A 14,862-nucleotide genomic window follows, 5' to 3' on the forward strand; every position below is an offset into this window, starting at 1 on the left:
CTCCCAGTTCAGTTGAGCGACCTCCACCCGCGCAAGCCCTCGGACCCGGCGAAGTCGCCGTCCGAGGTCACAACTTCACAACCTCCCGGGCTCACCAGGTGGCGATGTTGAGCCTGCCGTCGGTGACCAGCTCGACCCGCTGCCCCACCAGCTCCCTGGACATGGCGTCGGCCAGCAGCTCCGGCTCCAGCACGTGCGCGTGCGCCCGCCCGCCGTCCGGCAGGTCCACGACGAGGATGCCCTTCTCCGGCCCGCCGTCCCGGCCGTGCGCGACCGTGTACCCGGCCACGGCGGCAGGGCCGGCGTACGCGTCCACCACGGGCACCCCGGACGCCGTGAACACCGGCGTGGCGTCCCCCAGGAGCCCTCCCGGCTCGCTGGACCACACCGCGTACGTGTGCTTCGTCAGGTGCATCCCCACGCCGGTCACCAGCCCGTGCCCCGGCCGCGCGCGCAGCAGCCCGGCCATCGTGGCCGTCGAGTGCAGCACGTAGTCGCTGGACGGGCCGCCGGCGTACGGCAGGCCGCCGGTGACCGTCAGGCCGCGCCGGTCGAACGGGTCGAGCCCGATCGCGTCGCACGCCTGCCGCAGCGCGACGGCGAAGCAGCTGTACAGGTCGAGGGCGTCCATGTCGCCGAGGCCGAGCCCGGCGCGGCGGAAGGCGGCCTCCGCGGCGGCCCCGATCGCCTGCGAGGAGCCGAGCGCGGGCCGGGCCGCCACCTCCCAGGTGTCCTCCGCGTACGCCCAGCCGCGCAGGTGGACCCGCCGCTCGTCCGGCACCCCGAGGCGGTCGGCCAGCTCCGCGGAGGTCAGGACGACGGCCGCCGCCTGGTCGACCTCCATGACGGCCACGGTGTTCCTGGTGTACGGCCAGCCGACGAATCTGTTGCCCTTCACCAGTTCCTCGGGCGTGCGCACGGACCGCCGCCACGCGTACGGGTTGGCCGCGGCCACCTCGGTCATCGGCGCCATCATCCGTCCACGGTCGAGCATCTCCTCCTCGACCGTCATCCCGGCCGCCGCCCGCCGCGCGGTCTCCATGATCGCGTACGTGTGCACCGGCAGGAACAGCTCGTGCGCCAGCTCGGCGGGGTGCGGCGGACGTTCCCAGCCGTAGGGCGGCTTGGGGTCGGCGGCATGGCTCCACGGCACGTGCTCGCCCGCCTGCCGGTAGGCCCGCCGGGTGGCCAGCGCCTCGGCCCCGGTGATCAGCGCGCAGTCCAGCTCGCCCGCCGCGATCCGGGCCGCGGCCTCGCCGACGAGGAGCTGCGGAGCCGTGCCGCTGACCTTGGAGTAGGACTGGTGGCGCGGGGTGGCGCCCAGACGCTCGGCCAGCCGTCCGGTCGGGGAGTCGTACTGCCAGGAGTCGGTGTACACGACCTGGATCGAGTCGAGCCGTCCGAGGGGGAGCCGGGCGTCCTCGGCCGCCTCGCGGGCGACCGACTCCCACAGGTCGAGCGGTTCGGGGCCGGGCTGATCGCGAATGGTCCGTTGGGCGATGCCGATGAGACAGGGGGTGCGTGGATCCATGCGCACATCCAACCAGAACAACATTCGGTTGATAAGTGTCGGCGTTTGGTAATAAGCGTTACCGGTATTGCCACAGGCTAATTACCGCCACTCTGACCTGGGAGAACGCCTTCTTTTCGTAACGGGACCGAACCGGTGCCCGCTTTTTCTCGTTCCTTCCTGGCCGACGGGTTGTGCCATTCATCGGCGTTCTCGACGTTTTCCTGACCCACCGGCGGACCGGCGACATGCCGCGATCCGGCCCGTCGGTCGAGGCCCCGGATCCCCCTCGGGCGGGATCCGGGGGCCTTCCCCCGCCGTTTCGCGTCCCACGCCCCCCTCAGGGGCCTGGTTCAGACGCGGAAGACCGGTCCCGTGGCGACGGCGAGCGCGCAGGCGTTGGGGAACGTCTGCGAGTAGCGGTAGCGGTCGCCGTCCCAGACACCCCACGCCCGTACGTCCACCGGCTCGTAGTCGGCGGTGCAGGAGACGCCCGGACGGCCGGTCAACTTGGCCGGGTTCCCGTGCACCTGTTCGAGAGCGGCGCAGGCGGCGACCTGCCCCGGGGCGACCCGGCCAGGCGTGCACTGCAGCACGCCCTGACGATCTCCCACACTGATCCGGAAAAGCCTTTGGTCCTTGTGCGACGTCTGGACATCGGACGGACCGGTCGTGGCGTACGCCACTGGAGCGGCCGCGAATGCCGCACAGGAAAGCGCGGCGATGGCGAGAATTCGGTGCATACGCGAAGCCTCTATCACCCCTCTGACCTGCGGCAACGACCGACACGCGTGATCATTTAGACGTATCGGGAGGGATCGGCTGATGGTGTCCTTATCGCACACGGTGCACTCTTGATCAGGTAACGAATCTCTATCCGGGCTGCAATACAGGCAGTTGATCTGGAAAAATCCACCCTTACGACCCTAAGAAAGGCATTTCATGATCTCCCGGGCCAGGCAACTGGCAGCGGCCGCCCTGGGCGGCGCGCTGCTGCTGCTGCCTGCCTTCACGGGGATCGCGAACGCCGCGCCGGCGAGCGCGTGGACGAGCGCGTCGGCCAGCAAGGTCTTCGGCGTCACGCTGGCCAGGACCGCCACCGACATGAGGAAGGTCGCCGACTACTGGCGGCCCGACCGGCTCAAGCAGGCCGACAACTACAGCCCCGCCACGCCGGGCGCCCAGGCCGCCCCGACGTCCTCGGCCGGCGCGGTCTCCGGCCCGATCTCGCCCGCCACGACGGCGCGGCGGACGTCCGCGACGCAGGACGTGGTGCCCGTGCTTCCCAGGCAGGGCGGCGCCGCCAAGACCATGGGCAAGGTCTTCTTCCGGTTCGGCACCAAGGAGTACTGGTGCTCGGCCAGCGCGGTCGCGTCCAGAAACCGCAGCGTCGTGGCCACGGCCGGGCACTGCGCGTACGACTCCCGGCAGGCCAAGGCCGCCGAATACTGGATCTTCGTCCCCAACCCCGGCCCCAACGGCGAGACGCCCGACGGGATCTACGTGGGCGCCGCGCTCAGCCTGCACGAGGACTGGCCCGGCAAGGGCGACTACGACTACGACTACGCCTTCGTGACCGTGCACCGCGGGTTCGTCTGGGAGCAGGCCAAGGACGGCACGTACTCGATGAAGGACGTCGGCAGGCTCCAGGACAACGTGGGCGCCCAGGGCATGGAGATCAACAAGAAGCCGGCCGCCTACACCGTGGCCGCCTTCGGCTTCCCGGCCGGCGCACAGCCCGACGGCACCCGCCCGTTCGACGGCAAGACGTTGCGGACGTGCCAGGGCGGCGTCACGTACTGGACCGTGGCCCCCGCGCTCGACCTGCAGAAGGGCGTGCGACTGCAGCCGTGCGACTTCAGCCCCGGCGCCAGCGGCGGCCCCTGGCTGGTCGACTACGACGCCACCCGCAGGCTCGGCAGCCTGAACGGCGTCAACAGCCTGACTTGGAACAGGGACGCCAAGGGGGCCTACGACGCGGTGTCGTCGCCGTACTTCGACACGACCACCGCGGAGGTCTACCGACGCGCCGCCGCGATCACCACACCGGGAAATGTGGCGTAAGTCACATGAAACGGTGTGATCACTGCTGGTGATCAGCCCATCCGTTGATCTCGACACGGTAACGGGGCACTTGGGAGCGCTGACACGATCTTCCTAAAATTTTCATAAGCACTGTCAGCGTTATAGGTTCCGGGTCGTCCGTTTGCTGAGTTATGGGGTGCAAGAGGCGCCTCCTGTCAGCGCAACCTGGAGATACCTTGAAGCGAATCCTCCTCCCCGTCGGCGGCGCGGTCCTGGCGACCGGTCTCCTCGCCGCCGGGCTCTCCGCCACCGCCCAGGCCGACGGCGACGTCTCCAACGACCCGATGGCCGGCAGCAACTCGCAGGCCGCCTCGATCGCCTCCTTCTGGATCGCCTCGAACGGCGCCGCGCTCCGCCAGGCCACCCAGTACACCTGGGACTCCAAGGAAGTGCGGAAGGTCGTCTCCAAGGGCGGCTACGACCCCGACGGCCGTCCCGGCATGACCGCGCCCACCGGCGCCCAGAAGGCCGGCGCCTCCCAGAACGTGAACCTCCCCAAGAGCATCGGCAAGGTCTTCTTCGTCGACGGCTCCGGCAAGTTCCGCTGGTGCTCGGCCACGTCCATCCAGTCGGGCAACCGCAACCTGGTGGCGACCGCCGGCCACTGCGTGTACGACACGGACAGCAACAGCGACACGCTGTCCAACTGGGTCTTCGTCCCCGGCTACTACCAGGGCAAGGCTCCGTGGGGCATCTACGTGGGCAAGCAGGCCTTCACCCACTACGACTTCGACAACTACGAGGACTACGACCGCGACTACGCGTTCGTGACCGTCTACAACGGCATCCAGTTCGACGGCGTGAAGCAGGTGGACCGCAAGGACTACGACAGCTTCAGCGGCCCGAAGCGCTCCTGGGGCGGCCACTACTACATCCTGCTGTCCAAGGACGCCGGCCGGCTCGGCGACGCCGTGGGCGGCCAGGGCTTCGCCTGGAACCAGCCGACGGGCAAGTTCGTCCGCACCTTCGGCTACCCGGCGGCCCCGCACCCCGACGGCAACAAGCCGTACAGCGGTGTGACGCCGAAGAACTGCTACGGCAAGACCACGGCCAAGACCGTGGGCGCGTCCTGGCTCAAGATCGAGGAGCACGTCGGCCTGAAGTGCGCCGTCACCCCCGGGTACGACGGTGGGCCGTGGCTGCTCAACTACAACAACGCCAAGCGCCTCGGCTACGTGAACGGTGTCACCAGCACCTTCGCGGACCAGGACGGCAACGACCGCATCGACTACATCACGTCGCCTTACTTCGACGGTGAGACGGCGGCCGTTTACAAGGCAGCCACCAACTTCCCGTCGGGGAAGATCGTGGGCCCGAACGGCGAGCTGTACAAGTAAGCCCTCACCAGGGGAAAGAGGGTCCCGGCGTTGCTCCTTGCCGCCGGGGCCCTCACTTGTGTCCACACCAATCCCCCCTCACCGAAGAGGGCGCGCCGCGCCCACAGGCTCAGGCCCTTGCGCCACCTCTCGAATCGGAAGCGCTTCGGGACGTGATTCGCCGGCGCTTGTGGCGCAAGATGTCGGTATGACCGAGGATCACCGCGAGACCACCACCGCCCCCGCCTTGCCGGGCCCAGAGGTCACGATCACCCTCGACCCTCACGTCAAGGCGTACGTCGACCGAGCGGTCGAGAACGGTGAGTTCGAATCCGTGTCCGCCGCCTTCAACGAAGCGATGCTGGAACGTATGCGCCGCCGCCCCCGCGTCCGCAGCTGGTGACCACGGACAAAGCCACAGGGCTCTCCCGGACGCCGCCGAAGAGAACGACCCGGCCGTCCGCCCCGGACGCAGGGCCGGGCCCATGACCAGCGGACGGTGACGCGGTCACCCGCCGGCGCCGACACCGGCGCATGGGCGCCCAGAATGCCTGCGCCCGCAAGAGCATCAAGTCAAGCGCTTGTACCCGGCGCCCCAGGCGCGGAGGCGCGGGACACGAACGTCCCCCGCCCATGGACGACGACCAGCAGGCCGCGCTCCGCCAGATCCTTGACCGCGCGCCGAACGGTCACTCGACTGACGCCATACTGGCTCGCCAGCTCCAACTCGGTCGGCATCTTGGCGTTCGGAGCGAGCACCCCGGCGGCGATGTCGCTCTCGACGTCCTCGGCGAGCTGCCGCCACACCAGGTCTGGCCCGACGTGATCGATGCGGTCACTTCTATCCTGCAAGGCCATACGGAAACGCTAATGGGCGGGGAACCTACGAGTACGAGCGACTACCTCCTCCAAGGTATGGAGAGGTCTTATCATGTCTACTGCTTGTATCCTCGATCGCTCCCTCCGCGGCCGCGATGACGACGAGCTCCATGAGCGTGTCCCTCCTCACCCCGACGGCCCTGACGAAAGGAAGCAGCATGACCGACCTGTATGGCGGCAGCCTCGACGGCGTGCCCTTCACCCAACTGTGCGGTGGCAATCAACAGGAAGAGCACTTGGAGACCTGCGTCCTGATCGCCCCGATTCCCGGCATCGAGGACGCCTACGCGCTCCGTGACTCGAAGAACCCGGACGCCGGGACGCTCCGCTTCACCGGTACCGAGCTTCGCGCCGCCGGGATCGCCACCATCTAGCCAAGACCCGAGACGGCCGGCCTCGCCCGGAGGACCCGGGCGGGGCCGGCCCGCCGACCGTAGGGGAGCACCCATGCACTGGCACGCCTACCTGTGGACCGGCTCCGGCGCCGACCGCGGGAACGAGGCCGAACGCCGTCCAAGCTCCCCCGATTTCCCCACCTCGACGCTCCCTCCGATGCGCACGGGCGACTGGCTGGCGAAACCGGCGGCGCGCATCGCGGCCACGTTCGAGGAACCGGAACCGGCGACCAGGTGGATGGCGGCCGAGTACGGAAAGACGCATGACCAACTCCACCCGCCCGAGCGGATTCCCCTTGAGGAACGGCTTGCGACGGCCCTCGACCTGCTCCCCCGAGGCATCGACGTGCAGTGGGGCGAATGGCTCCAGAGCGGACGGTTCCTCACGATCGGCGTGATCTGCTGCCCGAACCGACACCTCTCCCACCCATGCCCGATCCACCGCCCTTACCGACAAACCCCTCTTTAGTGACGTAAGGGCCCGATGTCTAACATGACACCCATGCTGATCGACGCGGTGACCGAGATCCTTCGCGAGACCGCCGAGATCGCGATCCTCCCCCGGTTCCGCGCCCTCGCCGCCGGTGACGTCTCCGAGAAGACGCCGGGCGAAGTGGTCACCGTGGCCGACCGCGAGGCCGAAGACCTGATCAGCCGCCGCCTCCGCGACCTCCTGGACGCCCCCGTCGTCGGCGAGGAGGCGACCGCCGCCGACCCCGCGCTCCTCTCCGCCCTCCAGGACGCCCCGACGGCCTGGCTCGTCGACCCCCTGGACGGCACGGCCAACTTCGTCGCCGGCCGCCCCGAGTACGCGGTGATGGCGGCCCTGGTCCGGTCCGGCGAGACGGTCGCGTCCTGGGTCGTGCGCCCGGCCGAGGACGACGTCTACGTCGCCGAGCTCGGCTCCGGAACCTGGCGCAACGGCATCCCCGTCCACCGCGCCCCCGCTCCCGCCGACCCCGCCCACCTCCGTGGCGCCGCCCTCACCCGCTTCCTGGACGACGCCACCAAGGCCCACGTCAGCTCAGCCGCCCACCGCTTTGCCGCCCTCACGCCAGGCACGAAGTGCGCCGGCGTGGACTACCCCCGCCTCCTGAACGGCGACCAGGACTTCCTCCTCTTCCACCGCACGCTGCCCTGGGACCACGCGCCGGGCGTCCTGCTGCTGACGGAAGCCGGCGGAACCGCCCGCCACCTCGACGGCACCCCGTACAGCCCGTCGATCCCCAAGGCCGGCCTGCTCGCCGCCGCCGACGAAGCCTCCTGGCAGACGGTTCGCCCCCTCCTTCTGCCCTGACACCTCGCGAACGCGGGGCCGCCCGGGGGACGAGCTCCCCCTTGAAGACACACCGCCGGAGATCCCGGCGGCGCTTCGCCATGCCCAATACCGACAAAAGGCACAAAAGGTACACGGACCGAGCGGTCAGGTTGCCCCCACACCCCCTGCAAAATCGGCCAGATTGTCGAATCCTGAGGGCTCCCGACGCGAACCTGAAGATCACCTGTGAACGATGGACCGATTTAGACGGATGAGCCCTAAATCTGGTTCCTGTGATCTGAGTCACATTCAATCGGTCACAGAGAGCGACAGGCCACTAACGGAACTTTCGTTCCAATGGTCAAATTCCCTACAGGGCCAGCGAAAACATCACCTTCCGGTAACATCACGCTAAAGCCTCTGACAGATAACAGCACGGTAACGGCGGAAGCGGCCCTTACCGATCGCGTCAGAACGGCTTTCACCTGCGGAGATCACTGGCTATGTTCCTTGCTATCCCTTTACTGACGCATGGGACGCATGTTGCGACCCACGACAGAGCAAGGAGCAGTTCCCTTGAAGCGCATCCTCATCCCCGCCGGTGGCGCCATCCTGGCTACCGGCCTCCTGGCCGCCGGCCTCGCCGGCACGGCCTCGGCCGACAGCGACGTCTCCACCGACGCGATGGCGGCGAGCGCGGCCAACGCGAAGGCCATCGCCCAGTTCTGGGCCGAGAACAACGGTGCCGCCCTCAAGGCCGCCACCGAGTCCAACGTCTGGGACAAGGCGGACGTCGCCAAGCTGCAGAGCAAGGGCGGCTACAGCGCCGACACCAAGCCGGGGTCCACCGCCCCGATTGGTGAGGAGAAGAAGACCACCGCCAAGACGCAGAACGTCAACATGCCGCGGACCATCGGCAAGGTGTTCTTCGTCAACGGCAAGGGCGAGAAGAAGTGGTGCTCCGCCACTTCGATCCAGTCGAAGTACCGCAACCTGGTCGCCACGGCCGGTCACTGCGTCTACGACACCGGCGCCAACGCCGACGTCCTGTCCAAGTGGGTCTTCGTCCCCGGTTACTACCAGGGCAAGGCTCCGTGGGGCATCTACGTGGGCAAGCAGGCCTTCACCCACTACGACTTCGACGTGTACGAGGACTACGACCGCGACTACGCGTTCGTCACCGTGTACAACGGCGTCTCCCTCAGCGGCAAGACCACCAAGGTCACGCCGAGCGAGTACAAGTCGCACGTCGCCAAGGGCGGCATCGGCTACGTCGAAGAGAAGACGATCACCAAGGAAGAGTTCGACGAGGGCTTCGGGAAGTACGGCCAGGACGGCCCCTTCAAGTCGAAGGCTGTCGACCCCAAGGTCGAGACCGTCGCCAAGCCGGGTGACGTGACCGACAAGAACATCGACGCCTACATCAAGGGCGAGGGCCCCACCAAGGGTGTCCAGCTCACCGGCGCCGAGGTCTACAAGTCGCAGTACACCGCGGCCGGCACCGGCTGGGACAACGGCGACAAGTTCGAGCGTCTGAGCAACGAGGTCCCCGTCAGCAAGGAGGACTACGAGTCGCTCAAGTCCGCCAAGGCTGACGGCAAGTTCCTCGGTGAGGTCCGTGCCGAGCTCGGCAAGGACGGCAAGACCGAGATCGCTTGGTACAAGCAGCAGTTCTTCATCAAGAAGTGGATCAAGACCACCGCTCAGATCAAGTACTGGGTCGAGGACTACTACGTCGTCGACATCTCGGGCAAGGACTACGGTCGCCTCGGCGACAACGTCGGTGGCCAGGGCTTCGCGTGGAACCAGCCCACCGGCAAGGACGTCCGCGTGTTCGGCTACCCGGCCGCGCCGCACCCCGACGGCCACAAGAACTACACCGGCGTCACGCCGAAGTGGTGCTACGGCAAGACCACCAAGAAGCTGGTCGGTTCGGCCGCCAAGAAGATCGAGGAGCACGTGGCGCTCAAGTGCGCCATGACCGAGGGCGCCGACGGTGGTCCTTGGCTCCTCAAGTACAGCAACTCCAAGCGCCTCGGTTACGTGAACGGTGTCACCAGCACCTTCAACGACCAGGACGGCAACAACCGCGTGGACTACATCTCCTCGCCGTACTTCGACGGTGAGACGAACGTCGTCTACAAGGCCGCTGCCAACGTTTGGTCCGGCAAGATCGTCTAAGGGCGGCTCTCCCAACGACCGGCTCTGACCGTTCGTGAGAACCGTTAGCAACTGAAGGGCCCGGCACCCGCCGGGCCCTTCAGCCTTTCCGGCCCGGAAAGTGAAGGCGGTTGGACGCACGCGACGCCGAATCGGTGCCATCAACCTAATGTGATCTGCGTCACATCGCCCGAGCGGACCGGATCGCGCGCGATCGGCGAGCCCGCCCGCCCTCCTCACACCTTCTTTATGTTGATCAGGGCAAACAGTCTCAAGCCCGACTTCATTCAACTCCTGCGCAACATCAGCCTAAACATCACAGAACGATAACGCCCGGCTTGTCGCATCTTTTCCTCTCAAAGCGGCTACCGGATCTCAAGATCGACACTGTATGTTCCTGGCTATCCCTTTACTGACGCATGGGACGCAAGAAGCGTTCCACGACAGCGCAAGGAGTTACCTTGAAGCGCATCCTCCTCCCCGCCGGTGGCGCCATTCTGGCCACCGGTCTGCTGGCCGCCGGTCTCGCCGGTGCGGCCCAGGCCGACCCGGACGTCGACGCTGCCGCTCTGGCTGCCAGCCAGCAGAAGGCCGCCGAGGTCCTGAACTTCTGGACCAAGTCCGACAACGCTGCCCTGCGGCAGGCCACGGCCTACTACTGGGACAACAAGGACGTCAAGAAGATCGTGCAGAAGGGCGGGTACGTCGCTGACGGCAAGCCCGGCTCCACCCCGCCGATCGGCGCCGAGAAGACCACCACGGTCAAGTCGCAGAACGTGAACCTGCCGAAGTCCATCGGCAAGGTGTTCTTCGAGGGCCGCGACGGCAAGCTGTACTGGTGCTCCGGCACCTCGATCCAGTCGAACTACCGCAACCTGGTTGCGACGGCTGGTCACTGCGTGTACGACATCGCCGCCAACGACGAGGTCGTGTCCCGCTGGGTGTTCGTCCCGGGTTACTACCAGGGCAAGGCTCCCTGGGGCATCTACGTGGGCAAGCAGGCCTTCACCCACTACGACTTCTCGAACTACGAGGACTTCGACCGCGACTACGCGTTCGTCACCGTCTACAACGGTGTTGGCGGCACGCTGGGCGCCAAGAAGTCCGAGGTCACCCGTAGCGAGTTCGACGGCTACAAGGGTGTCGGCGACAAGTACTTCCAGGACGAGGAAGTCACCAAGGCCAAGTGGGACGACCTCGCGGTCAAGTACGGCCAGAAGGCCATTGACCCGAACGGCCCGCTGATCAAGGTCGAAGAGGGCGACACGAAGGACCGTGTCGGCCACGACTACTCCGGACCCAAGAAGCTGGTGAAGGAAGAAGTCGACATCAAGACCTGGGTCGTCGGCCCCGCCCCCACCGCCGCCAATGTGAATGGCGAGAAGTGGGGCGACCACTTCGGCTGGGAGCTCACGCCGGTCTCCGAGACCCAGTACGAGGAGTTCCTCAAGAACAAGGCGGACGGCAAGGAGCTCGGCCAGGCCCTCAAGGCTGGCGACAAGTACATCTTCTCTGACGGTTCCGAGCGCACCGTCGACAAGGGTTGGTACATCCTCCGCACCTACGTCAAGCAGTGGTACAAGAAGACCGAGGTCAAGTACCTCGTGCGCCACTACTTCATCGTGGAGCACGACCTCAAGGACGCCGGTCGTCTCGGCGACAACGTCGGTGGCCAGGGCTTCGCGTGGAACCAGCCCACCGGTAAGTACGTCCGTACCTTCGGCTACCCCTACGCCAAGCACCCCGACGGCTCGAAGCCCTACTCCGGCGTTACGCCGAAGTGGTGCTACGGCAAGACCGGTGCGAAGGCCACCAAGGTCCCGAGCCTGAAGATCGAAGAGCACATCTCGCTGAAGTGCGCCGTCACTGGCGGCTACAACGGCGCCCCGTGGCTCCTCAAGTACAGCAACGCCAAGCGCATGGGCTACGTCAACGGCGTGACCAGCGTTCTGTACGACACGGACAACAACGACCGCTGGGACTACATGTCCTCCCCGTACTTCGACGGTGAGACCAACTCGGTCTACGCCGCCGCGGCGAACGTGTGGTCGGGCAGCATCCTTCCGAAGGCCGACAGCTGATCTTCGGACGGATCCCGGGCTGAGGGTCCAAACCTCCGCTCAACCTAGCTTCACCCGAAGGGCTCGGCATCTGCCGGGCCCTTCGGCCTTTTCTGGCGAAAGAGACAGTAACCCTTACCAGAGTGACTAAAGGGTCGATAGTGTCTTTACGCCATTCTTGACAACTTCGTGGAGCCTCCCTTGAAGCGCCTGCTCATCCCCCTCGCCGCCGCCGGCTTGAGCGCCGCCCTGCTTGCTCACCCCTCCAGCGCCGTCCCCAGCTGGGTCAGCGACAACCTCATGCCGAAGCCCGCCGACGCGTACAGCACCGCCAAGTTCTGGCTGGGCGCGAACGGCGCGGCCCTGCGCAAGGCGACGCAGTACCACTGGGACGCCAAGGACGTCTCCAAGCTGGTCGCCACGCAGAGCAAGGACGGCGCCCCCGACGGCAAGCCCGGCCTGACCGCTGCCACGACTACGCCGAAGCCCAGCGCCAGCAAGAACGTCAACCTGCCCAAGACCATCGGCAAGGTGTTCTTCGTCGACAGCGCCGGGCGCCACCGCTGGTGCTCGGCCACCTCCGTCCAGGCCCGCTACCGCAACCTCGTGGCGACCGCCGGCCACTGCGTGTACGAGACGGGCAAGGACGTCTACTCCAAGTGGATCTTCGTCCCCGGTTACTACCAGGGCAAGGCTCCCTGGGGCGTCTACGTCGGCGCCTACGCCTTCACGGCCTACGACCTCGACACCTACGACGACTACGACGGCGACTTCGCCTTCGTCGCGGTGCACAACGGCTTCTCCCTGACCGGCAGCAAAGAGGTCACCAAGAGCGAGTTCACCGCCTGGGGCGGGGACAAGTGGATCGACCAGGAAGAGGTCAAGAAGGACGAGTACGACACCGGCCGGGAGAAGTACGGCTCGGCGGGACCGTACTGGTCGAAGGACTTCGACGTCACCCCGGACAAGGTGGGCCACGACTACAAGGGCGAGAAGGCCCTGACCAGGGTCGAGGTCACCGAGGCCGACTACGCGAAGGCTCCGGCGGGCACCCGGGACGACAAGAACGGCGAGCAGTACGAGAAGGTCGGCCCCACGCCCATCAGCCAGGAGACCTACAAGAAGCTCGTGGCCGACAAGGCCGACGGCAAGGTCCTCGGCAAGCTCGACGTCACCAAGGACGCCAACGGCACCGAGACCGGCTGGTTCGAGACGCACTACTACCTCAAGCAGTGGGTCAAGGCGGGCAAGACGGTCCGCTACTTCCGCGACCACTACTTCATGGGAATGGCCAAGGACATGGGCCGGCTCGGTGACGTGGTCGGCGGTCAGGGCTTCGCGTGGAACCAGCCGCGCGGCCAGAAGGTCACCGTCTTCGGCTACCCCGGCGACCCGCACCCCGACGGCGACAAGCCCTACACCGGCGTGACCCCCAAGTGGTGCTCCGGCAAGACCGGCACGAAGACGTACCAGGTCAACACCTTCCGGGTGGAGGAGCACCAGGTGCTCAAGTGCTCCATGACCGGCGGCGCCGACGGCGGCCCCTGGCTCATGAAGTACGACAACGGCAAGCGCACCGGCTACGTCAACGGCGTGACGAGCATGTTCCACGACCAGGACGGCAACGACCGGATCGACTACATCAGCTCCGCCTACTTCGACGGTGAGGTGGCCGACGTCTACAACAAGGCCAACTACGCCGAGACCAAGAGCATCGTCGGCCCGAACGGCGAACTCCTCAAGTAGCGCAGCGAAGCCCCGGACCGCCAGGAAAGGCGGCCCGGGGCATCACACGGACGTCAGCTCGCGCGTACGCTCCCGCAACGCCATCACGGCCCGCTCGTTCTTGAACGGCTCCAGCCGCCGCCGCAGATCCGCCGCGTACGACCGGGACCGCGCCGACTGCAGCTCCCCCGCCAGCGAGAGCGCGCTCCCCGCCGCCTGGCACGCCTCGTCGAGCTCGCCGCACTCCAGCAGCCCGGCCGCCAGCAGCGACAGGTTGAACATGCGCCCCCGGACGTACCGGGTGTCCATGTCGAGGGAGCGCCGCGCCAGCCGCACGGTGCGCTCCCCCTCCCCCAGGTCGCGGAAGCAGTGGGCGAACTTGGCCGACAGGTAGGCCTCGTCGAAGTAGCTGAGCCAGCGCGGCTCCTCGGTGGGCCTGCGGGCGTCGAAGGCCAGCTCGGCCTGGTGCAGGGAGGCGCCGCAGGACCTGGGGTCGCCGAGACCGGCGTGCGCGTGGGCCTCCAGGACCTGGGCGGAGGCCAGCAGGGTCTGGACGCCGGCCCGCCGGGCCGCGAGCTGGGCGGCCCTGGCGAGGTCGAGCGCGTGGGCGGGCTGGCCCATGTAGATGGCCTGGTGGGCCATGCCGGCCAGGATCTCGCCGCCCAGGGTGTGGTCGTCGGCGCCCCTGGCCAGGCGGAGGGCCTGGATGAGATAGCGCTGGGCCAGGCCGTGCTGCTCCATGTCGTAGGCCATCCAGCCGGCCAGGCGGGTCAGCTCGGCGGCCGCGGCGGCGAGCTGCTTGCCGGTGGACTCGCCGTAGCTGCCGTCCTTGAGCAGGGGGGAGACGGCGGTGTCGAGGTACTTCACGACGGACGAGCGCACCCGGCCGCTGCCGAAGCGGTTGTCGAGCTCGCCGAAGGACCGGGTCACCTCGTGGATCGCGGCGATGTCCGCCCGGCCCACCCGGCGGGCCCCGGTGCCGCTGGGACGCCCGTCGGCGGGCGCCGTCAGCCACCGTATGGCTCCGACGGAGCCTGCTCCGATCGCGAAGGTGGAGTCGATCAGAAACCTCCGTCTCTCTACGTCGGCCCGCCACAACGCCGTCACGGTCGCGACCCCCTCCTGCCACGTGTGGGTGAACTCCTGACCGAGGTCGAGGGGCGTGATGTTGGTCGGCATGCCCAGATCCTCCGAGCTCACCGGGCGGCCGAGCCGCAATGCGAAGATCTCCGTGAGCAGGCACGGGACGGGATCCCGTGGTTTCTGGCCGCCGATCCACCGCAGCACCGAGCTGTGGTCGTACTTGAGGCCCGGCGTGCCGCGCGCGGCTCCGAGATCGTTGAGGCGCCGGGCCAATCCCTTGTGGGAGAAACCTGCCTCCGCGATGAGCTGCTGCAGCAATCGATTAGGCTCGCGTTCCATCGCTCTCCTCGTCACAGGAGTCGGCGCCCACATCCTTACAGAGCGCTATTGT

The 14,862-nt window shown here is 67.3% G+C and carries 13 protein-coding genes; 9 read left to right on the forward strand and 4 right to left on the reverse strand.

Features of this window, described 5'->3' with window-relative positions:
• Nucleotides 1-91 precede the first annotated feature (91 nt).
• Together ACWCSU_RS40895 and ACWCSU_RS40900 are read right to left on the reverse strand one after the other, a co-directional pair.
• The gene (locus tag ACWCSU_RS40895; RefSeq protein WP_449942061.1) at nucleotides 92-1,531 is read right to left on the reverse strand and encodes an acetyl-CoA acetyltransferase; all 1,440 of its coding nucleotides are present in this window, start codon (nucleotides 1,529-1,531) and stop codon (nucleotides 92-94) included.
• Between the two features lie 332 nt (nucleotides 1,532-1,863).
• Nucleotides 1,864-2,106 carry an SSI family serine proteinase inhibitor gene (locus ACWCSU_RS40900; protein ID WP_357697341.1) on the reverse strand — a complete coding sequence of 81 codons (243 nt, stop codon included), beginning with the start codon at nucleotides 2,104-2,106 and terminating at the stop codon, nucleotides 1,864-1,866.
• A gap of 346 nt (nucleotides 2,107-2,452) precedes the next feature.
• On the opposite strand from ACWCSU_RS40900, the gene ACWCSU_RS40905 reads away from it, so the two are divergent.
• From ACWCSU_RS40905 to ACWCSU_RS40915, 3 genes are all read left to right on the forward strand, one after another.
• On the forward strand, nucleotides 2,453-3,574 hold the full coding sequence (locus ACWCSU_RS40905; RefSeq protein WP_357697339.1) for a trypsin-like serine peptidase: 1,122 nt from the start codon (nucleotides 2,453-2,455) through the stop codon (nucleotides 3,572-3,574).
• A 197-nt stretch (nucleotides 3,575-3,771) separates the two neighbouring features.
• Nucleotides 3,772-4,932: a trypsin-like serine peptidase gene (locus ACWCSU_RS40910; RefSeq protein WP_357697338.1), complete on the forward strand. Its 1,161-nt coding sequence runs from the start codon at nucleotides 3,772-3,774 to the stop codon at nucleotides 4,930-4,932.
• A gap of 187 nt (nucleotides 4,933-5,119) precedes the next feature.
• Nucleotides 5,120-5,314, forward strand: a complete 195-nt coding sequence (locus ACWCSU_RS40915) for a hypothetical protein (protein ID WP_364085482.1) — start codon at nucleotides 5,120-5,122, stop codon at nucleotides 5,312-5,314.
• A gap of 170 nt (nucleotides 5,315-5,484) precedes the next feature.
• Here ACWCSU_RS40915 and ACWCSU_RS40920 read toward each other — a convergent pair whose 3' ends face one another.
• Nucleotides 5,485-5,769, reverse strand: a complete 285-nt coding sequence (locus tag ACWCSU_RS40920; protein WP_449942062.1) for a GntR family transcriptional regulator — start codon at nucleotides 5,767-5,769, stop codon at nucleotides 5,485-5,487.
• Between the two features lie 179 nt (nucleotides 5,770-5,948).
• Between ACWCSU_RS40920 and ACWCSU_RS40925 the strand changes: the two genes are divergently transcribed.
• The 6 genes from ACWCSU_RS40925 (at nucleotide 5,949) to ACWCSU_RS40950 (ending at nucleotide 13,409) form a co-directional block, all read left to right on the forward strand.
• Nucleotides 5,949-6,164, forward strand: a complete 216-nt coding sequence (locus ACWCSU_RS40925) for a DUF397 domain-containing protein (RefSeq protein ID WP_357697332.1) — start codon at nucleotides 5,949-5,951, stop codon at nucleotides 6,162-6,164.
• 73 nt (nucleotides 6,165-6,237) lie between these two features.
• Complete coding sequence (locus ACWCSU_RS40930; protein WP_449942063.1) at nucleotides 6,238-6,654, forward strand: hypothetical protein; 417 nt, start codon at nucleotides 6,238-6,240, stop codon at nucleotides 6,652-6,654.
• A gap of 33 nt (nucleotides 6,655-6,687) precedes the next feature.
• Entirely contained in the window at nucleotides 6,688-7,482 is a 795-nt protein-coding gene (locus ACWCSU_RS40935) for an inositol monophosphatase family protein (RefSeq protein ID WP_449942064.1), read from the forward strand.
• A gap of 537 nt (nucleotides 7,483-8,019) precedes the next feature.
• Complete coding sequence (locus ACWCSU_RS40940; protein WP_449942065.1) at nucleotides 8,020-9,624, forward strand: trypsin-like serine peptidase; 1,605 nt, start codon at nucleotides 8,020-8,022, stop codon at nucleotides 9,622-9,624.
• Between the two features lie 440 nt (nucleotides 9,625-10,064).
• Entirely contained in the window at nucleotides 10,065-11,684 is a 1,620-nt protein-coding gene (locus tag ACWCSU_RS40945; RefSeq protein WP_449942066.1) for a hypothetical protein, read from the forward strand.
• A 180-nt stretch (nucleotides 11,685-11,864) separates the two neighbouring features.
• A complete protein-coding gene (locus ACWCSU_RS40950; protein ID WP_449942067.1) occupies nucleotides 11,865-13,409 on the forward strand; it encodes a hypothetical protein in 1,545 nt (514 codons plus the stop codon).
• A gap of 42 nt (nucleotides 13,410-13,451) precedes the next feature.
• On the opposite strand, the gene ACWCSU_RS40955 is transcribed toward ACWCSU_RS40950, so the two are convergent.
• Complete coding sequence (locus tag ACWCSU_RS40955; protein WP_357697321.1) at nucleotides 13,452-14,810, reverse strand: hypothetical protein; 1,359 nt, start codon at nucleotides 14,808-14,810, stop codon at nucleotides 13,452-13,454.
• Nucleotides 14,811-14,862 lie beyond the last annotated feature (52 nt).

This window comes from Nonomuraea sp. NPDC001699, assembly GCF_053596455.1.

Coding starts and splice junctions, on each gene's coding strand:
- ACWCSU_RS40920 (WP_449942062.1), bottom strand. CDS start 5,769: ATGGCCTTGCAGGATAGAAGTGACCGCATCGATCACGTCGGGCCAGAC.
- ACWCSU_RS40930 (WP_449942063.1), top strand. CDS start 6,238: ATGCACTGGCACGCCTACCTGTGGACCGGCTCCGGCGCCGACCGCGGG.
- ACWCSU_RS40915 (WP_364085482.1), top strand. CDS start 5,120: ATGACCGAGGATCACCGCGAGACCACCACCGCCCCCGCCTTGCCGGGC.
- ACWCSU_RS40955 (WP_357697321.1), bottom strand. CDS start 14,810: ATGGAACGCGAGCCTAATCGATTGCTGCAGCAGCTCATCGCGGAGGCA.
- ACWCSU_RS40925 (WP_357697332.1), top strand. CDS start 5,949: ATGACCGACCTGTATGGCGGCAGCCTCGACGGCGTGCCCTTCACCCAA.
- ACWCSU_RS40905 (WP_357697339.1), top strand. CDS start 2,453: ATGATCTCCCGGGCCAGGCAACTGGCAGCGGCCGCCCTGGGCGGCGCG.
- ACWCSU_RS40895 (WP_449942061.1), bottom strand. CDS start 1,531: ATGGATCCACGCACCCCCTGTCTCATCGGCATCGCCCAACGGACCATT.
- ACWCSU_RS40935 (WP_449942064.1), top strand. CDS start 6,688: ATGCTGATCGACGCGGTGACCGAGATCCTTCGCGAGACCGCCGAGATC.